At 61.4% G+C, this 18,723-nt stretch carries 15 protein-coding genes; 7 read left to right on the top strand and 8 right to left on the bottom strand.

Annotated elements, in window-relative coordinates; translation table 11 throughout:
• Positions 1–3: 3 nt before the first annotated feature.
• From ACCD05_RS11490 to ACCD05_RS11480, 3 genes are read right to left on the bottom strand one after another with little or no spacing between them, the layout of a single operon-like run.
• On the bottom strand, positions 4–2,688 hold the full coding sequence (locus tag ACCD05_RS11490; RefSeq protein WP_413392674.1) for a carbohydrate-binding protein: 2,685 nt from the start codon (positions 2,686–2,688) through the stop codon (positions 4–6).
• Between the two features lie 13 nt (positions 2,689–2,701).
• Positions 2,702–6,244, bottom strand: coding sequence for a molybdopterin cofactor-binding domain-containing protein (locus ACCD05_RS11485; protein ID WP_112949297.1), 3,543 nt, complete (start codon positions 6,242–6,244; stop codon positions 2,702–2,704).
• The gene (locus ACCD05_RS11480) at positions 6,241–6,795 is read right to left on the bottom strand and encodes a (2Fe-2S)-binding protein (protein ID WP_413392671.1); all 555 of its coding nucleotides are present in this window, start codon (positions 6,793–6,795) and stop codon (positions 6,241–6,243) included. The genes ACCD05_RS11485 and ACCD05_RS11480 overlap by 4 nt, the downstream gene beginning before the upstream one ends.
• Before the next feature lie 358 nt (positions 6,796–7,153).
• Between ACCD05_RS11480 and ACCD05_RS11475 the strand changes: the two genes are divergently transcribed.
• From ACCD05_RS11475 to ACCD05_RS11445, 7 genes are all read left to right on the top strand, one after another.
• Positions 7,154–8,290, top strand: a complete 1,137-nt coding sequence (locus tag ACCD05_RS11475; RefSeq protein ID WP_111562482.1) for an FAD-dependent monooxygenase — start codon at positions 7,154–7,156, stop codon at positions 8,288–8,290.
• Positions 8,287–9,087: an alpha/beta fold hydrolase gene (locus ACCD05_RS11470; protein ID WP_112949296.1), complete on the top strand. Its 801-nt coding sequence runs from the start codon at positions 8,287–8,289 to the stop codon at positions 9,085–9,087. The genes ACCD05_RS11475 and ACCD05_RS11470 overlap by 4 nt, the downstream gene beginning before the upstream one ends.
• Positions 9,088–9,155: 68 nt before the next feature.
• The gene (locus ACCD05_RS11465; RefSeq protein WP_112949295.1) at positions 9,156–9,908 is read left to right on the top strand and encodes an Asp/Glu racemase; all 753 of its coding nucleotides are present in this window, start codon (positions 9,156–9,158) and stop codon (positions 9,906–9,908) included.
• A gap of 11 nt (positions 9,909–9,919) precedes the next feature.
• On the top strand, positions 9,920–10,573 hold the full coding sequence (locus tag ACCD05_RS11460) for an N-carbamoylsarcosine amidohydrolase (protein WP_112949294.1): 654 nt from the start codon (positions 9,920–9,922) through the stop codon (positions 10,571–10,573).
• Positions 10,574–10,617: 44 nt separating this feature from the next.
• Positions 10,618–11,649, top strand: a complete 1,032-nt coding sequence (locus ACCD05_RS11455; protein ID WP_111562479.1) for a leucyl aminopeptidase — start codon at positions 10,618–10,620, stop codon at positions 11,647–11,649.
• A 120-nt stretch (positions 11,650–11,769) separates the two neighbouring features.
• Complete coding sequence (locus ACCD05_RS11450) at positions 11,770–12,255, top strand: MarR family transcriptional regulator (protein WP_112949293.1); 486 nt, start codon at positions 11,770–11,772, stop codon at positions 12,253–12,255.
• Between the two features lie 712 nt (positions 12,256–12,967).
• The gene (locus tag ACCD05_RS11445; RefSeq protein ID WP_112949292.1) at positions 12,968–14,038 is read left to right on the top strand and encodes an ROK family protein; all 1,071 of its coding nucleotides are present in this window, start codon (positions 12,968–12,970) and stop codon (positions 14,036–14,038) included.
• On the opposite strand, the gene ACCD05_RS11440 is transcribed toward ACCD05_RS11445, so the two are convergent.
• The 5 genes from ACCD05_RS11440 to ACCD05_RS11420 all read right to left on the bottom strand — a co-directional run bounded on the left by ACCD05_RS11440 (position 14,011) and on the right by ACCD05_RS11420 (position 18,642).
• A complete protein-coding gene (locus ACCD05_RS11440) occupies positions 14,011–15,018 on the bottom strand; it encodes a phosphosugar isomerase (protein ID WP_112949360.1) in 1,008 nt (335 codons plus the stop codon). The two genes, ACCD05_RS11445 and ACCD05_RS11440, sit on opposite strands and share 28 nt — an antisense overlap.
• Positions 15,019–15,083: 65 nt before the next feature.
• On the bottom strand, positions 15,084–15,977 hold the full coding sequence (locus ACCD05_RS11435) for an ABC transporter substrate-binding protein (RefSeq protein WP_413392667.1): 894 nt from the start codon (positions 15,975–15,977) through the stop codon (positions 15,084–15,086).
• Positions 15,978–16,046: 69 nt separating this feature from the next.
• Positions 16,047–16,832, bottom strand: a complete 786-nt coding sequence (locus tag ACCD05_RS11430; protein ID WP_047515116.1) for an amino acid ABC transporter ATP-binding protein — start codon at positions 16,830–16,832, stop codon at positions 16,047–16,049.
• Entirely contained in the window at positions 16,829–17,695 is an 867-nt protein-coding gene (locus ACCD05_RS11425) for an amino acid ABC transporter permease (protein WP_112949291.1), read from the bottom strand. The genes ACCD05_RS11430 and ACCD05_RS11425 overlap by 4 nt, the downstream gene beginning before the upstream one ends.
• Positions 17,692–18,642 (bottom strand): BadF/BadG/BcrA/BcrD ATPase family protein, encoded by a 951-nt coding sequence (locus ACCD05_RS11420; protein WP_112949290.1) that lies wholly within the window; start codon positions 18,640–18,642, stop codon positions 17,692–17,694. Before ACCD05_RS11420 ends, ACCD05_RS11425 begins: the two co-directional genes overlap by 4 nt.
• Positions 18,643–18,723: the final 81 nt, after the last annotated feature.

Below are 18,723 nucleotides of genomic sequence, written 5' to 3'. Positions count from 1 at the left end.
CGGTCAGTGTATCAACGGGATAAGTTTCGGTGCAGCGGAAAGTCCGCTTTTGTCGACGGTATCGCCGACATATGGCGTGTCGGCGTAATAGCGGTTCGCCGCCGTGTTCGCGACGCGCAATTCCAGCGAATGGATACCGGGTTGCAGTCGCCCCAGCGAAAAACGATAGGGTCGCCAGCCAAGTCGATCGACTTGCCGGCCGTCCAACCGGGCCGCGACCACGGTCGCGACGTCAGGCAATTCAAGAAACCACTCCGCCTCGTCGCCGATCTCCAACGCCAGCCGGTAGATGCCGGTGCCCGAAAACTCAGCAAAGCCCTGCGTCTCCCATCCGCTCTCCACCGAGATCGGCGCGAAACTGGCACTGCCTTCCGGCGCGAAAGTCCAGCCCTCGACGAGAGAGACGGAGCGCGCACGATCGAGCGGCGGCTGCGTCGTGAGATAGCCTTCGCCGACCACGCGGTCCGTCGTCTGGCGCAAACGCAGGCAACGCACCTCCTGTGGCTCAAGCGTTACCGTCAGCCGGTTGAACGCTGCCATTCGCTCCGTCGTGCCGGTCGCTGCCGACCAGATCTCGCAGTCGAAACCATCACCGAAGGTGATCTCGCTCACCATCGGCGTTTCGCCATCATTGAACAGAACAATCCGCCACCAGCCATCGGCGTCCTGCCCCACCCATTGCCAGGGGAATTCCCCGGAACGGCCAGCGATGACGGGACCGAACGATGGTAGCGCCTCCAGAAGCGCTTCGATATCACTGCCGCCAGGCATCCGGTCGATATGCTTCGACACTATCGCATCCGAATGAACGGCAGCGTCGCGCACGGTCGAGAGGCGATCGCCCGAGGACACAACCATACCGCCGGCAGCGCTGAACGCGTTGAGCGCCTGCACCGTTTCCGCGGCTTGCAGTACGGAGGCCGACGGCAGGATCACGGCATCGAAAGCGAGCCCCGATACCAGCATGCGGCCACCGTCGATCCTGGCCTTGATCAGATCGGCCTCGCTGACGAACATGAAGTCGCAACGCTTGGCGAGCAGCCCTTCGCACCACGCGCCGATATGGGTGGCGTGACTGTGGCGCGGGCCTTCGGCGTAGGCCGTCTGAAGCGGATAGAGGATTGCCACCGGCGCGCGCGGCGTTGCCGGCTCGATAAAGGCGGAAATGCGCGCGGTCTCCTGCGCAAACAGGTCGTGATAGCTCCACCATGGCTCGAAATTGATGCCCGGCCCGAAATCGAAACGCGGATTGGCGAATGGCGTCGGATCGTGGTCGCGTCCATCGGTCTGGTAGACGCCATGCCACAAGAACTGGCGGGTACCGAGGCAATAGAGCCGGATCGCCTGCGCCCGCATCGTCTCCAGCGTCAGCTCCCACTGCCCGGCGGCGCGCACCGGGGTCCGCTCGGCGCTGGCATAGGTTTCAACGACACAACGGCTGCGGCCATTGGAACGCGCAACGGAATCGCCGATCTTGGGCGCAAGCTGGGCGACGAAATTGTTGGAATCGACTGCTGTCTGGTGCCGGTAGGCATCGATACCAAAGAAGTCGACGGCAAGCGCCACCCGGGGGTCGATACTGGTGAAGCCACCGTTCAACGACCAGGCGCTGATATGCGGCAGGATTTCATGGCCGGTGAGTTCAATGCCCTTGCTCTCGGCCCATCTCCGCAATGTTCCGGAGAAGGCCTCGTTCATCAATCCGGAATAGGCGGCATAAAATCCGGCGCGCAGCTGCAACGTCGTGGGGCCTACGTCGCGCAAAAGGGCGAGCAGGCTCTTGGCAAACGGTTCTCCCGTGCCGCTCGCCACGGCATCGATCAGGCTCGGCGCAAACAACAGGCTGTTGCCGAGACTGCCGGAAATCTGATCCCACTTGTAGAAGCCCGCGGCCGGCTGGTCGTAGAAGACGAAGCTGACGGGATCGGGCACAAGATCACCGAGTACGTCGATCAGCGGATCAAGCCCTACCGCGACGAACTGCTCCGCGGCCTCCGGCAGCAGATAGTTGATCAACCGCGATGTGGTCGAGCGGGCGCTGACGAACACGGTCAGCATCTGGCCGTCCTCAATCGTTCCGTCGAACGCATATGCGCAGGCCGCGTGGTCGCTATCAACGATGGAGGTGCGTGCGGTCACATCGATCACCTCATCAAGGCTTCCGATCGCCGCCGACGAATGAAGCAAGGCCGCCTCGACCGTCCATTCGCACCATTCGAAGACACTACCTTCATATTGCCACTCGACGATATCGGCGCCCATCGTCCGTGTGAATGGCGGATGGATGCCGCTGATCTCGCCCTGCGCCTTTTCAGAGGACGACCAGAACAGATGGCGCTCGCGCAACTCGTCGCGACCAGCGACCGTACGGCCGCCGGCATGTCCGCTGATCCAGTTGTAATCGTCATAGATCCCGAGCTTCAGGCCAAGCCTCGCTGCTATTCCGGCAGCTGTCCGGTAGGCTTCCAGATAGGCCGGCGACAGATAGTCGTCGCGCGGCATCGCAAGCCGCGCCTGGATCAGGATCGTACCAATCCCCTTCAGCTTGAAATCGCTGAGCTGAGCGTGGCAGACCTCTTCTGTCGGAATCGAATGCCAGAACCAATAGGCGGATGGGCGAAACGCAGCCGTCGGGTTCTCGAACAGGCCGCGATGATCGGTATCCGTTCCGGTTCGGATCTGTTCCAAGTCGTCTCCCCCTTTAGTGGCTTGCTGCCGTCACACGCTTGATAGCGTCCGCCGTATTGCTCCAGCCTGGTTTATCCGGCGCGAAGCGTGCGCGAAGATAGTCTCCCAGATCCTTGATCTGGCGCTCGTTCAGTTGCTCGCGAAAGGCCGGCATCGACATCACTTCCGGTGCCTCGCGGCCAGTGGCCTGCGCCAGGATCGCCGGCGCCTCGACGCCATTTAGGATTGCCTGGATGAGATTGTCGGGTGTCGCCGCATGCAGGTTGCTGTTCAGCGCCAGAGACGACAGGATGGTGTTGCCGGTGTGGCACGTGGCACATGCGCCGTTGAACAGCCGCTCGCCACTGGGCGAAATCCTGGCGGCGGACGCCTTGGCGGCGTCGCTGGCGACAATGGCTGCCTCGCTCTGCGCCGTGGTCTCGACCGGCGTCTCATTGAGGCTTGCGAGATAAGTGGCCATCGCGCGGATGTCGCTGTCGGGCAGCGGCTGCATCACCTCCACGACATGGGCCATCGGGCCGGCGGCACTGCCGTGATCACGCGAATGCCCAGTGCGCAAGTAGTCGTAGAAGGCATCCTCGGTCCAGCTGACCGGGCCTTTGGCGAACGCATTCAGGGCCGGCGCCTCCCAGCCATCCGCAAAGCCGCCGGAAAGCCGGGCGCTGCCGCTCTTTTCCGCGCCAAGCGCATTGCGCTCGGTGTGGCAGGCGGAACAGTGGCCAAGTGTCTCCACCAGATAGGCGCCCCGGTTCCACTGGGCGTCGCGGGACTGGACATAATTGAACGGCTCGGCCTTGAGGAAGAGAGCGTTCCAGCCCGCCATCATCGCGCGGATGTTGTAGGGAAAATTGAGCTTCGTCTCCTGCGCCTTCTCGGCAACGGGCGCTTGCGTCATCATGTAGGCGTAGAGCGCCTGGAGATCGGCATCCTCAGCGCCCGCAAACGACGTATAGGGGTGCGCGGGGTAAAGGTGGTGCCCGTCGCGGCTCACGCCTTCGCGCATGGCCCGCTCGAAGGCGGGATAGGACCACGCGCCGATACCAGCTTCCAGATCCGGCGTGATGTTGGTGGCGTAGACCGCGCCGAACGGCGTGTCGAAGCGGCGTCCGCCGGCGAAAGGCATCCCGTCGTTGCCGACGTGACAGACATTGCAGGCGCCGGCCGCCGCGGCGAGACGCCCGCGTTCGATGGTGGCGGCACTGTAGACATTGAGATCGGGACGCGGAATCGTGCCGATCGCCGGGCGCCAAGGCGAGGCCATGGTGACGAGACCCGACAAAGCGGCGACCGCACCGGCGGCCGAGAGACCGATGTTCCACCACTTCCGCTTCTTCGCCTTTGGCGCAGCAACCGGCTCGTCTGTCTTGCCGTTCAGCGCGGCAAGCACCAGTTCGGGCGTCAAGGGCAGTTCGCGGAAGCGAATGCCGGTGGCGTCATAGACCGCATTGGCGATGGCGGAGGCACTGGGAACGGAAGCCGACTCGCCGACGCCAAGCGGCGGCTCGTCCTGACGTGGCACCATCAGCACGTCGATCGCGGGCACCTCGGGGAAGGTGATCAGCGGATAGCCGCCCCACTCCTTGGATTCGACGGCGGTCGAGGAGAATTCGACCTTTTCTTTCAGCACCCGGCTGGTCGACTGGATGATGTTGCCGTGGATCTGGTGGCGCACGCCGTCGGGATTGATCATCATCCCGGAATCTTGCGCGCATGTCACCTTGGTGACCGCGATCTCGCCCGTCTTCTTGTTGACCGCGACATCGGCAACCCAAGCCGCCCAAGCGGCGGCCTTGCCCGGAAACGGGCCGTGCACATAAACGGCATAGGCAAACCCGCGGCCGTAAAGCAGATCACCTTCGCCGCCGAGTGTACCCCACGTCGTATGCGGCACCCATTTTGCCCGCTCGGCGAGCGCATGGACGAGATCGACGGCACGCGGATCGTGAAGATAGCGCAGCCGGTATTCGATCGGATCGACGCCGGCCGCTGCCGCCAATTCATCCACGTAGCATTCGTGGGCGAAGGTATTCGGCATAGCCGACACACCACGAAACCACGAAGCTCTCGCGATCGGCGGCATGTCGTGCACGGTCACACGCAGGTTGCCATAGGCATAGGGCGGTATCGCGGTACGATCGCCCATCTGCACGACATCGGAAACCGGCGGCACCTTGCCGGTGAGGATCAGCGAAAGCGTTGGCGCCAGGTTTGACGGGTAGCGCGTTTCGAAATCATAGGCGGATGGACCGCCTTCCAGATCGAGCCCACCACGCACATCCATGATCTGGGCGGCACCCTTGGGCTCCCAGGCATGCTCCTGGTCACGCGTCAGCTGTACGCGCACCGGTGCGTTGACCGCGCGTGATAGCAACGCCGCGTCGGCCGTGACGTCGTCGGCGCAGTTGCGGCCATAGCAGCCCGCCGCTTCCAGGCGCTCCACCTGAATGAGATCTTCCGGCATGTCGAGAAGCAGCGCCAGATCGCGACGCATCGGAAACGGGTTTTGCGTGCCAGACCAGACAGTCAGCCCGGCGTCGCTATAATCAGCGACAGCGCAGGACGGGCCGATGGAGCCGTGCATCTGGTAGGGCCAGACATAGGTTCGGTTCATCGGCTGCGCGCTGCCGGCGAGCGCCATATCGACATTGCCGCGATCGGCAAGCTTTCGCGGCGTCGATGGGTTGGCGCGAAGCGCTTGTTCCGGAGCATTGAGATCAGGCCACGCAGGCGGCGTGCGCCAAACGACCTTCAGGCTCTTCGCCGCCTCGATGGCGATTTCCTCGCGCGTCGCAACGACACCGACGAAATCTCCGATCGCGACCACGCCAACCAATCCCTGGATGTGCGCCACCGACGCCTCGTCGATCGAGATCAGGCTGTTGCCGACATGATCACCGTGGTCGAAGCCCGCATAGGGCGGGCGCACGACGCGCCCGTGCAGCATGCCGGGCACGCGCACATCGTGCACATAAGTCCAGCGTCCCGTGGCCTTTTCAGGAATATCCACGCGTGGCCGAGACGAGCCGACGAGACGGTAATCCGCAGCGGGCTTCAGGACAGCCTCATTGTCGATCGAGAGCCTGACATGGTCGCCGGCGACGATATCGCCGAAGCTGAGCTGCCAGTTCTCGCCACCATCGGCGCGAATGATGCCGCCTTCCAGGATCAACCGCTCACGCGCTACGCCCATGCGTTCAGCCGCCCTTGCAAGCAGATGATGGCGGGCGGTGGCGGCGGCCTGGCGCAAAGGCACGGCCGTGATCTGGATCGTCTCGCTTGCGATCGTGGCACCCTGGTTCGGCGCAGCCGAGGTGGCGCCGAGCACCATCTCGACCTGTTCGAAGGGCGTGCTCAATTCCTCGGCCACGATCTGGGCCAGCGAGGTGCGTATCCCCGTGCCGAGGTCGACATGCCCGTTGAAGGCAATCACGCGGCTATCGGCATCGATCGCGATATAGAGTTCGGCGGCGTCGCCCAGCGACACGTCATTGACGACAAGCAGCACATCGGCTGCGGACATGTAGCGGGTCTTGGGTATCTCGCGATGGTCGGTCATGGCGAAACCTCAGTCTTGTTGCCCGATGTGCCGCGATCGGCTTCGCGATTATCCAGCATGTCAATGCGCGCGCGTTCGGCCCTGACATAGGCGACGGCACGCCGGGCCGCAGCAAGTATTTCCATGTGAGTTCCACAACGGCAGAGATGATGGCGCAACGCCTCGCGAATGTCGTCCTCATTGGGGTCGGCATTGCGGTTGAGCAGGGAAACCGTGGCAATGATCATGCCGTTCAGGCAATATCCGCACTGCGCCGCGGCCTCCTCGATGAAGGCCGCCTGAACCGGATGCAGATGCTCAGGCGTGCCGAGGCCCTCCAGAGTCGTCACTGAACGCGTACCAACAGCACCGAGCGGCACGGTGCAGGATCTGACGGCACGGCCATCCATGAGCACGGCACATGCGCCGCACTCGCCCAGCCCGCAGCCATATTTCGGGCCGTTGAGCAAAAGATCGTTTCTAAGAATATAAAGGAGTGGTGTTTCCCGGCTTGCTTCAACGCTCTTGATGGCGTCGTTCACATTCAAACTGAAGCAAACTGGCAGTGTCAAAACAGGCCCTCCGCAGAGAACTCGACACAGACCCAGCCTTCGCTCGCTGACCGAACCGTTACACGGCGGACCTCATGCAGACGCCCGCAAACCATAACGATGCGATCGTTACCGATTCTTCGCATCTATTGCCCCTTTTATATTTTTTATAAGTGTATACGCTCCATAATGACAAATGACAAGCCGAATTCAACTGGTCGAAATTCGCTATAATATTCAATTGCCAGGCATATTTCTGAGAGTTTTTGATGAAAATCAAAGCTTCGCCATTGCAATTTAGAGCGTATGCGCTAGACTTTTCGCAGACTTCATAATGATGGGAACAACGCTGCCGATAAGGCAGTCAAGAAAGGTCGCCATGTCCAACGGAAAAGAAAAGATCGCGATTATCGGCGCCGGCCTCGGCGGCGCGGTCGCTGGCGCGCTGCTTCAGCACGCGGGTTTCGATGTCAACATCTACGAGCAGGCGCCAAGCTTCTCGCGTTTGGGCGCAGGCATACACATGGGGCCGAACGTCCTGAAAATCTTCGAGCGTATCGGCGTTGACCAGAAGGTCATCGGCATCAGCAGCACGCCGAGCCACTGGTTCAGCCGCGACGGCATCACCGGCGAGTACACCGCGCGCGTTTCGCTGGAAGGCTACGGCCACACCTACTGCACTGTCCACCGCGGCGACCTGCAGACCATTCAGCGCGAAGCGCTGCAGCCCGGCACTCTGCATTTCGGCAAGAAGCTCTCGCGCGTTGACGACAACGGCACGGATGTTCTGCTGGAATTCGAGGACGGAACCTCCGTGCGCGCCGATATCGTCATCGGCGCCGATGGCATCAATTCGCGTGTTCGCGAAACGCTTTTGGGCGAAGAGAAGCCGAATTACAGCGGCTGGGTCGGTCACCGCGCGCTCATTTCGTCCGACAAGCTGAAGAAATACGATCTAACTTTCGAGGATTGCGTCAAGTGGTGGGGTCCGGACCGTCACATGATGGTCTACTACACAACCTCCCGCCGCGACGAATATTATTATGTCACCGGTGTGCCCCATCCTGCGTGGGAATTCGATTCGGCCTTCGTCGAAAGCAGTCGAGACGAGATGGCAGCCGCGTTCGATGGCTATCATCCGGTCATTCAGGCGCTGATCGAAAGCACCGACGAAGTGACCAAGTGGCCGCTGTTCAACCGCAATCCGCTGCCGCTTTGGAGCAAGGGCCGCCTTGTCATGCTCGGCGATGCCTGCCACCCGATGAAGCCGCATATGGCCCAGGGCGCCGCAATGGCGATTGAAGACGCCGCCATGCTGACCCGTTGCTTGCAGGAAACCGGCGTCAACGGCTTCAAGACCGCGTTCGGACTATACGAGGCCAATCGCCGCGACCGCGCCACCCGTGTCCAGACCGTGTCGAACGCCAACACCTTCCTGCTGGCGCAAGAGGATCCGGCATGGGTATACGGTTACGACATCTACGCCGAGCCGCTGAAGAGCGAGACCGCGGCATGAGCGGCGCTGCACTGTACGGCGCGAATGTCTTTGCGAACGGCATCCGCCAGCACTACCTGCGCTATGGCGGCAAGGGCCGGCCTGTCGTCCTGATCCCCGGCATTACCAGCCCGGCGATCACCTGGGGCTTCGTCGCCGAACGGCTCGCGGAGCGCTATGACGTCTATGTTCTCGATGTGCGTGGCCGCGGCCTGTCCTCGACCGGTCCGGATCTGGACTACGGCTTGAATTCGATGGCCGCCGACGTCGTCGGTTTCGTCGAAGCCCTCGGCCTGGAACAGCCGGCATTGCTTGGCCACTCCATGGGTGCCCGCATCGCCATTCGCGCGTCGATCGCCGCACCCGCGGCCTTCTCGCGGCTTGCGCTGATCGATCCGCCGGTTTCCGGCCCGGGTCGGCGCCCGTATCCCAGCAAGCTGCCCTGGTATGTGGATTCCATTCGCCAGTCGCGGCAGGGAATGACCGCCGAGGACATGAAGGCATTCTGCCCGACATGGACCGAGGAGCAACGCACCTTGCGCGCTGAATGGCTTCACACCTGCTACGAGCCGGCGATCGTTACGGCGTTTGAAGATTTCCACAAGGATGACATCTTCCCGGACCTGCCGAAGCTCACTCATCCGGCGATGCTGATGGTGGCCGGGCGCGGCGGCGTGATCCAGGCCGAGGATGAGGCGGAAGTCCGCTCGCTCCAGCCCGCCATCGAGATCACCCGTGTGCCCGATGGTGGCCACATGATCCCGTGGGACGATTTCGACGGCTTCTTTGCAGCGCTTGGGGATTTTCTCTCCCGCTGATCTAGCGACACGGCGGGCCAGCGCCCGCCGTTCCTGTTTTCCAGTTTCATGCTTCAAAGGATACGTCCGTGCAGAAGATTTATCGTATCGGCCAGATCGTTCCGAGCTCCAACACGACGATGGAGACCGAGATCCCCGCCATGCTGACCGCCCGCCAGTCGATCCGGCCGGAGCGCTTCACTTTCCATTCGAGCCGTATGCGCATGAAGAAGGTCGTCAAGGAAGAGCTCGCGGCCATGGATGCCGAGTCCGACCGCTGCGCCATCGAGCTTTCCGACGCCCGCGTGGATGTGCTGGGCTACGCCTGCCTCGTTGCGATCATGGCGATGGGCCTCGGCTACCACCGCGAATCGGAAAAGCGCCTGACCGGCCGCACGATCGAGGAAGGCACGAATATTCCTGTCGTCACCAGCGCCGGCGCTCTCATCGAGGGCCTGCAGGTGATGAAGGCCAAGAAGATCGCTGTCGTCGCGCCCTATATGAAGCCTCTGACCGAACTGGTCGTGAACTATATCCGCGAGGAAGGCTTCGAGGTGAAGGACTGGCGCGCGCTGGAGATTCCCGACAATCTCGACGTTGCCCGGCACGATCCCGAAAACCTGCCGGCGATCGTGCAGACGCTCGACCTGACCGATGTCGATGTCATCGTTCTGTCGGCCTGCGTTCAGATGCCTTCGCTTCCGGTTATCGCCAAGGTCGAGGCGATGACAGGCAAGCCGGTGGTCACCGCCGCCGTGGCAACCACTTACTGCATGCTGAAGTCGCTCGGTCTGGAAGCGGTTTCGCCGGATGCCGGCGCGCTTCTGTCCGGCGCCTACTGAGGAGAGCCGCAATGCAGAGCGCCGAAGCGAATTATCAGGGTGTCTGGGGCAACCGCATCGGCTTCGGCCAGCGGCCCGCGCTCGTCGTCATCGACTTCCTCAAGGCCTACACGATCGAAGGCGCGCCGCTTTACGCGCCCGGCGTCGTCGAGGCGGTGGCCGAGACGCCCGAACTGATCGAAGCCGCCCGCAAGGCCGGCATTCCGGTCATCCACACGCGCATTCTCTATCTCGCGGAAAACTGCGCGGATGGCGGCATGTGGGTGAAGAAGTCGCCCGTCATGAAGGCGATGGTGGAAGGCAATGTGCTCGCCGAGTTCTGCGACGAGATCGAGCCCGCCAAGAACGAGCTTGTCATCGTCAAGCAGTATGCGAGCGCCTTCTTCGGAACCAGCCTTGCCTCGCATCTGCATGCGCAGGGTATCGACACCGTCATCATGGCGGGATGCTCGACCAGCGGCTGCATCCGCGCCAGCGCGGTGGACGCGGTTCAATATGGTTTCCGGGCGATCGTCGTTCGCGATTGCGTCGGCGACCGGCATCCCGATCCGCACAACGCGAACCTGTTCGACATCGACAACAAGTACGGCGATGTCGTCTCGAAGGAAGAGGCGATCGCAGAAATCGCCAAGGTCCAGTCTGGGGCCAAGTCCGACTGTCCGTAACTGTACGAGGCACATAAGTCCTCAAGCAAAATAAGGGAACGAGCATGGATCAATTCAGTTTCACGGAAATCTGCCTGCATCAGCTGAAGATGTCGGGCGTTCACGAGGGTGAGAAACTCATCGTCCTCACCCAGGGCAACGAGCGTCTCGACTACGCCGACGCCTTCATGGCGGCGGGCATGCGTCTTGGCGCGAAGATGTACCACATGCGTTTGCCGCCGGTTCCGCCGGCAGGTGCATGGGCCGTCGGCCAGACCGGACTGGCATCCATGCCGGAGGCCGTGGAAGCGCTCAAGGCAGCCGACATGCTCATCGATTGCATCTTCCTGCTCTTCAGCCCGGAGCAGATGGCGATCCAGGCGGCCGGCACGCGTATCCTGACCGCGGTGGAGCCGCCGGAAGTCCTCGCCCGCATGCTGCCGACGAAGGAACTGCGCGAGCGCGTCGAATTCGCCGGCGAGCTTCTGTCCAAGGCGAAGGTGATGCGCATCACCTCCGAGCACGGCACCGACGTCACCTACAAGCTCAACACTTATCCGGCCATCACGGAATATGCCTGCACCGACGAGCCGGGCCGCTGGGACCATTGGCCGTCCGGTTTCGTCTTCACGGGTGGTGATGACGACGGTGTCGATGGCACGATCGTCGTTGCTCCTGGCGACATCCTGCTGCCGCAGAACATCTATGTGCGCGACCCGATCATCTACACGATCGAAAACGGCTGGATCACCGACATTCGCGGCGGCCTCGACGCCGAGCTGGTCAAATCCTACATGGCCGGCTTCAACGATCCGCGCGGCATGGGCATGAGCCATGTCGGCTGGGGTCTCAACCAGAACGCCAAGTGGCACCGCATGGTGCCTGGCGAATTCCCCGGCGGCATGGGCATGGAAGCCCGTTCGTTCTACGGCAACGTCATGTTCTCCACCGGCCCGAACAACGAGCTCGGCGGCCCGAACGACACCGCTTGCCACCTGGACATCCCGATGCGCAATTGCTCGCTGTTCCTCGATGACGAACCGATGGTTCTCAACGGCGACATCGCCGTCAAGGAAATGAAGTATAACTTCGGGTGATACGAGCCACCATGGCGCTTCGCGCGACCCCGCGCGGAGCGCCATGCCTTGACCGTCACAATCTGCTGTGGTGTTTCATGCCGCACCGCAGGACACCATAAATGATGGATCACGCTGAGAATGACCACCAAAGACACCGACCAACAGCCACCGGAAGCGCCAGCATCGCAGGGTGGCTACCACGTTACGGAGCAGGTCGGACATCTTCTGCGCAAGGCCTATCAGCGGCATCTGTCGATCTTCCAGACCAACGCAAGCGATCCGGACCTGACCTCGGTGCAGTTCGTGACCTTGTGCGCGCTGCATGACCTGGGTCCGAGTTCACAGGTCGAACTCGTCAAGGCGACCTCTGTGGATCAGGCCACGATCCGTGGCATTGTCGATCGGCTCAAGGTTCGCGGGCTGGTCAACCTGTCCAAGGACGAAGCCGATGGCCGCAAGGTCGTGATCTCCCTGCTGCCCAAGGGAGAGGCCTTGCTGCAGGAGATGTATCCCCGCGCCTATCATATCAGCGAAGAAACCGTGGCGCGGTTGAACCCTGCCGAGCGGGTTGCCCTGCTTTATCTGTTGCGCAAGATTGCCGATGACGAAAGCGATGAGCAGTAGGCTCGGCTTCGGATACGGACGGGCAGCGGCTTGATCCTAGCGCGCGGCTCGCCCTCGAGCACTTCCAGAAAAGAGCGCTTTGCACGGCTTGCGAACTCCGCGCATCCTGAAAGCTGGTTGAAAGCTTCCACCGGAGAGCTAGAAGGTTGCACCGTGGAGGAGGCACAATGTTCGTGACGAAATGCGGTGCGCCCAGCTTTTCTCGGAGGAGACACTCAATGCGTTTGACACGCAACCTTTCAATGGAATTGCGCTGAAGCGCTATGTACCCACGTTTTCAGCGAACGCGCCGACCCATTATTCAATCACACTGCCCCGACTGGAGCGCGTTTGGCGTAGGAGTTATTTCGTGCCCGGTGGCGCAGACTTCAAATGTCTTCCTTGCGCATAGCGAGCTGCCAAACCGCGGTCACCTCTCTTTTAGTCGAGACGTTGCGTTTTCGTCCAGGCAAAGCCGTGACGCCCGGCTTTGCCTGGCACTTGCGTGCCCTCATCGCGACGGCAGCCGCCAAGGCATTCATTTGTCAAGGAACATTCCCAATGGTAAAGCTCCTTAACTATTCAACAAGCAGGCTTCGATTTGTCTCAGTCATACGTCAAAGAGCCCCCTACCCTGACGGACAGCGCGCGTGCTGTGCTGAGAGCAATTGCGACCGATGGTCCGGCCACTCGTCCGCAGTTAAGCGCCGCGTTGCAGTTCTCGAAGCCGACAATGTCTGCTGCCGTCAGCGAACTCGAAAAATACGGCTTCTTGACGCCGGCAGGTGTCAATCGCGGGAATGTGGGGCGGACTTCGATTACCTATTCAATCGGCAGCAAGGCGGGCCTGGTTATTGGAGTGGACTGCGGGACGACACGGATCCACGCAATTGCCACCGGGATCGATGGTCTTCAGGTCGCAGAGGTCGAGACCACCTATGAGCCGTTGCCGGACAGCCAGCGGTTCGAACGTGTCGAAACCGTTCTTTCCGACATCCTGGCGAAATGCCCCGCGCAGCGGAGCGATCTCAGCTGTATTGTCATCGCACTTCCGAACATGATTTCGCCGACACTCGCGCGGTTGCCGAACCGCCAGAGGTTTCTGGATGTGATCGCGCGCCTCAGCGAAACGTACCAGGTGCCGATCCTTCTTGAGAACAACGTAAACTGCGCCGCCCTCGCAGAATACCATCAGGGCGCTGCAAGGGATCACTCGTTCGCGGTCTATATGCAGATCGGCGTAAATGTGGGCATGGGCATCGTGATCGACGGCAAGCTGTTTCGCGGTTTCAAGGGAGGCGCTGGCGAGATTGCGCATCTGCCATTCCCCTGGTCCGAAAGCGAGCAGCCCGCACCGCTCGGGGTCGAGTCCTATCTTGGCGCCAAGGCACTCTTGGAGCGCGCCGGCGAGACGTGGAAATCCACGGCCCAGGAAGCGCCAGGGGACACCAGCAAGCTATTTGCCATAGTGGAAAGCGAGCCGACGGCGAGCATGATCGTCGATCGGCATGCGCGCGACATCGGCAATCTGGCCGCAGCATGCGTCAGTGTCCTAGATCCGGAACTGATCGTTGTGGGCGGAGGCGTCGGGCAGAATGCTCGTCTTCTGCCTGAGATTAGAAATACCGTCGAAAGGCTTTGCTGGCCGGTTGATATCGTCGTTGGCGAACTGTCGAACAAGGCCACTGTGGTTGGAGCGGTGCGCCTTGCCATGGACTTTGCCCTGGCAAGGCTTCTTGGAGAGAACGCCAAGGCGGCGTTCCTTTTCTCGCCGGATCAGGCGTCGCGCTTGGTGTCGGTCTGACGATAACGGAAATTGCAGACTGGCAGACCGGCCTCCTCCGACAGCGTCGCGATGAACAGCTGCGCGGGGAGCGCCTGAAGGACCGCGTTACCGATCTGGCTGCCGAAGTCGGGCACTGGGATTACGACGAGATTTTCGGCGTCGGCGATGTCGGCGCGCGTCGTGATCAGCACTGACGGAATACCGAACCCGGCGAGGTCCTGCGCCAGCTTCACCTCACGCCCGTCGCCGAACAACAGCACGCCGGTCGAGCCGTCATTCGGCTCCATCGGACCGTGCAGGAAGTTCAGTGTGTCCCAATCCTGAGCAGCCACGCGAGCGGCCTCGCGAATAAGCAGTGCCGCGTAACCGGCGGTGCCATAAGCCGTACCGGCGCCAACGCAGTCGATCGAGGTCTTGCCGGAAAGCATACGGGCGGCCTTGTCTGCCTGCGCGCGTGTCGCCTCCAGCACCGTCGCGGCCAATGCCGGAAGCTTGGCCCAGTCAGCGCCCGAAGGAGTGCCGGCCTTGTCGGCAAGGAGTGCTCCGGCGACGAGTGAGCCGAGATAGCTGGTTGTGTTCGGACCGCTATCGGTCCCGCTTTCGGTCGCGATCATGTGTTTCACAACGCGAGAAATTGGCGTGCCATCAGCCTTTGCGATCCCGTAGGTCGCCGCATCCGGCCGGATCTCCATCGCACGGGCAGGCTCCTCGCTTCGCCCGGAGGCGGAAAACGCGATGTATGCACTGCCTGCATCTATGGAAGCGTCGTACAGATCCGTGCCGGGCAGAGAGAAAGCGCGCAAGCCCTGGCTGCGCATCTGCGCGGAGACGACATTGGCCGCATAAAGGCTTGCTCCGATACCGACCAGCACGACGGGACCGCTTTGGATCGGTGCCACATCCAGGGTTTTCAAACGTTCGGAAATCGCGGCAATGCAAGTCTCAAGTGCGGTCGGCTGCAGCGCGATCGCCTCGCGGTAGGGTACTCTGTCGTTCATCATCGGATCCACTTCAAACAAAATGAGGCGGCCGGAGATCTCCCCCGGCCGCCGGCGCACTCAAATCAATCGTCGAGTTTCATGTAGTCGTCGAAACGGGCCGCATCGTTGATCGTGACCTTGTCGAGCTTGTTTTCGCCCAGGCCCCACTTGTCGAAAATCTTGGCGTAGCTGCCATCGTCGATCATCGACTGCATCGTCGCGGCGAGGGCGTCGCGCAGTTCCGGGCTCTCCTTGGAGACGAGCATGGCCTGGTAACCGACGGCATACTGGGCGCCGGTGACAAGCTCCAGCTTCTTCGCACCTTCAGGCTGGTGCTGCAGGCTGTAGGCGGCAACGCCCGTCGTATCCATAGAAACGTCGACGCGGCCGCTCTGCAGTGCGATCTTGATCTGGTCGTTCGACGGGAACTGCATGACCTCGAGCGGCTTGTCGCTCGGGCAAAGCGTCTTCTGCTTGTCGAGAAGCTGAAGCGGGATCGACCCCTGCACGGCGCCCGCCTTCAGGCCGCAGGTGTCCTTCATCTTGTGAACGTTCTTCGGGTTGCCTTCCAATACGATAATGCTGGTGCCTTCCAGCATATAGTTCACGACATCGACGATCTTTTCGCGTTCGGCGAAGTCGCCAAAGGCGGACATGCCCATATCGAAACGTCCAGCCTGAATGCCCGGAATGATGCTGGCGAACTGCGCGGGCATATCGGTGAACTTCACGCCCAGACGCGTGCCCATCTCGTCACGCAGTTCTTTCTCAAGCCCGGTGATTGTCTTGTTGTCTTCCGCGTAAAAATCATACGGAGGCGTCTGCGGCTCGGTGCCAACCTTGATCTCTCCCGCAGTCTTGATCTTCTCAGGGAGCATGTCGTGGAGCTTCTGATCCGGACCTGCGGCGGAGGCGGTTCCGGCGACGAGCAACGACATCGCTGCAGTGGCAAGCAGGATGTTAAATGCGTTTTTCATTTGTCATTCCCCTTTTGTAAATTGCACGAGAAGGACGTGCGACCTTTTCAGATTCTCACTGCCGACTGGTCAGTGCATGCGCCTGAGAAATGCTCGGGTTCGTTCCTGTTGAGGATTGTCGATGACATCGCGCGCAGTCCCCTCTTCCACGACCACGCCCTGATCCATGAAGACGACCCGGTCGGCGACGTCGCGCGCGAAGGACATCTCGTGAGTAACGACAATCATCGTCATGCCCTCGTCCGCGAGCTTGCGCATGACGCTCAGGACCTCGCCGACCAGTTCTGGATCGAGTGCCGATGTCGGTTCATCGAACAGCATGAGCTTCGGCTCCATGGCCAGCGCGCGGGCGATGGCGACACGTTGCTGCTGGCCGCCGGATAGCTGGTAAGGATAGGCGCCTTCCCGGCCCTCCAGGTCGACCATTTTCAGCAGCTGCTTGGCTCGCGCGACCGCCTGGTCACGTGATTTTCCGCGGTTCAGAATTGGTGCCTGGCTGATGTTGGTCAGAACATCCTGATGCGCGAACAGATTGAAACGCTGGAACACCATGCCGATATCGCGGCGCTGGACTGCCAGTTCCTTGCCACTCATCTCGTGGAGCTCGTCGCCGCGCTCGTGATAGCCGATCAACTGGCCGTCGACGACAATACGACCGCTGGTCATCGTCTCCAGATGATTGATGCAGCGCAGGAATGTCGACTTGCCACTGCCCGACGGACCGAGGAGACAGACGACCTCCCCCTTGCGGACAGTGAGATTGATACCCTTGAGGACATCAAGCGTCCCGAAGGACTTGTGGACGTCGATTGCCTCAACCACGACGGAGGCAGATTGCTTTGAACGATCACTCATCCGTTTCTTCCTTCCGCGCGCATGAGACGGAGCGCAGCTTTCCAGACAGCGGGAGGCTGTTTCGCCGACCGGCCGAGGCGCTGTTCGATTGCGTGTTGAATGCAGGAGGCGATCGTGGTCATCACGAGGTACCAGATGCTGGCAACGATCAGCAGTTCGATGATCAGGAAGTTTCGCGCGTAGATGTTCTGCGCCCTCGTCAACAGGTCCTGCGCCGCGACGACGGAGACGAGCGAAGTGGTCTTCAGCATCGAGATGGTCTGGTTGCCGATCGGCGGGATGATCACGCGCAGCGCCTGGGGAAAGATGATCCGAAGCATCGCCTGCGCTGGCGTATAACCCAGAGCCTTGGCCGCTTCACCCTGGCCACCATCGACGGCCAACAATCCACCACGAATGATTTCGGCCATGTAGGCGGCTTCGTTCAGGCTCAGAGCAAGGAGAGCGGCAACGAACGCCGTGACGATGACGTTGGTGTCGATCTGGAAAATACCGACATCGATACTGGGGATGAAGAGCTGGATGTTGAACCAGAAGATGATCTGCACGAGCAGCGGCGTGCCCCGGAAGAACCAGATGTAGAGGCTGGAGAAGCCAGATAGAACTGGGTTCGAGGATAGCCGCATCGTTGCGAGAATTGCGCCCGCGACGATGCTGATGACCATCGAGAGCACTGTGAACAGGATCGTCAGGCGGATGCCATCAAGGATCGTCTCGTCGAAAATGTACTGCGGTATCGTCGACCAGCTGATGTGCCGGCTAGTCGCGACCATGTAGATCAGGAGTAGGACGACGGCGATCAGCACGACCGCTATGGCGCGCTGCCCCCAATTTTTCGCCGGAACGATCTTCTTGGCGTTCATGCCATTCTCCCTGGCTGATTAGTATCAGGACGCCCGGCCCTGTGCGGCGTAGGGAGGGTCTGCATCGCTCCCCCTTCGGAAAGAAGCCGGGCGAGCTTGATAGCCCCGACGACGGGAGGCTCACCAAGAAGCGTGACCGCCGCCCCCGGCACACGTCGGGTCAAGGCCGTCCTGAAGGCTTCGAGCAGCCGCTCCTGTCGGCTGATAACGCCACCCGCGGTAACGACCGCGTCCATCGGCGCTCCCCGCTTTGCAAGCTGCTCGACGAGAAACGCAAGAGCATCGCCACCTTCGGCAATGACCTCGTCCGCAATGCGCGAACCCGAGGCGGCGGCATCGAAAACGAGCGGCGCGAGCGCACCAATCCGATCAGCGGAGCCGAGCCGAGACAGCGCGCGTCCAAACTCCACCGGGCTCTGCACTTCAAGTGTGTCGAGCAAAGCCTTGCCGAGATTGTCAATTGGAGATCCCGCATCGAGAGATAGGCGAACCTTCCTGGCGGCGTCGCGGACCAGGCCGCTTGCGCTGCCCTCATCGCCCAGGAACCATCCCCATCCGCCAGCGGACATCATTTCCCGATGGCGGTTGCGGGTGACGGCGATCGATCCGGTACCCGCGATCACCGAGATACCCGTTGGCTTCGACGCCGCCGGCAACAGGAGCTCGGAATCGTTCAGGACCAGAACCAGGCCGGAAAAGTGCTGGGAAAGAAGGGCCTGAAGACGAAGACAGTCTGCATCCGCGTCGCAGCCACGCGCGCCAACCACGACCACGTCCGGCTGACCACCCTCGACTGCGAGCACCAGCTCAGCGAGGCTCCTGGCGTCTTCCAGCTCGCCCCGCTCACGCCATCTGGAGGTCTCCAGCACGTGTTCCGCCCTGGAGCCGTCTTGTCGTTCGACCAAGATGTGTGTCTTGGTCCCGCCCACGTCTACACCCGCAATCATCTGCCACTCCAATTTCATTAGTTAACTTACCTAACTAATGGATGGATGCAAGCATCTTTTTAGTGCGAGCTGGGTTTTGTT

Source organism: Rhizobium sp. Rhizsp42 (assembly GCF_047304155.1).
Taxonomy (GTDB): domain Bacteria; phylum Pseudomonadota; class Alphaproteobacteria; order Rhizobiales; family Rhizobiaceae; genus Rhizobium.
Note: the sequence above shows the minus strand (reverse complement) of the source record. Positions and strands in the feature narration are given on the sequence as shown.

Coding starts and splice junctions, on each gene's coding strand:
- ACCD05_RS11485 (WP_112949297.1), bottom strand. CDS start 6,244: ATGACCGACCATCGCGAGATACCCAAGACCCGCTACATGTCCGCAGCC.
- ACCD05_RS11475 (WP_111562482.1), top strand. CDS start 7,154: ATGTCCAACGGAAAAGAAAAGATCGCGATTATCGGCGCCGGCCTCGGC.
- ACCD05_RS11470 (WP_112949296.1), top strand. CDS start 8,287: ATGAGCGGCGCTGCACTGTACGGCGCGAATGTCTTTGCGAACGGCATC.
- ACCD05_RS11460 (WP_112949294.1), top strand. CDS start 9,920: ATGCAGAGCGCCGAAGCGAATTATCAGGGTGTCTGGGGCAACCGCATC.
- ACCD05_RS11455 (WP_111562479.1), top strand. CDS start 10,618: ATGGATCAATTCAGTTTCACGGAAATCTGCCTGCATCAGCTGAAGATG.
- ACCD05_RS11450 (WP_112949293.1), top strand. CDS start 11,770: ATGACCACCAAAGACACCGACCAACAGCCACCGGAAGCGCCAGCATCG.
- ACCD05_RS11445 (WP_112949292.1), top strand. CDS start 12,968: ATGTCTGCTGCCGTCAGCGAACTCGAAAAATACGGCTTCTTGACGCCG.
- ACCD05_RS11440 (WP_112949360.1), bottom strand. CDS start 15,018: ATGAACGACAGAGTACCCTACCGCGAGGCGATCGCGCTGCAGCCGACC.
- ACCD05_RS11435 (WP_413392667.1), bottom strand. CDS start 15,977: ATGAAAAACGCATTTAACATCCTGCTTGCCACTGCAGCGATGTCGTTG.
- ACCD05_RS11430 (WP_047515116.1), bottom strand. CDS start 16,832: ATGAGTGATCGTTCAAAGCAATCTGCCTCCGTCGTGGTTGAGGCAATC.
- ACCD05_RS11425 (WP_112949291.1), bottom strand. CDS start 17,695: ATGAACGCCAAGAAGATCGTTCCGGCGAAAAATTGGGGGCAGCGCGCC.
- ACCD05_RS11420 (WP_112949290.1), bottom strand. CDS start 18,642: ATGATTGCGGGTGTAGACGTGGGCGGGACCAAGACACACATCTTGGTC.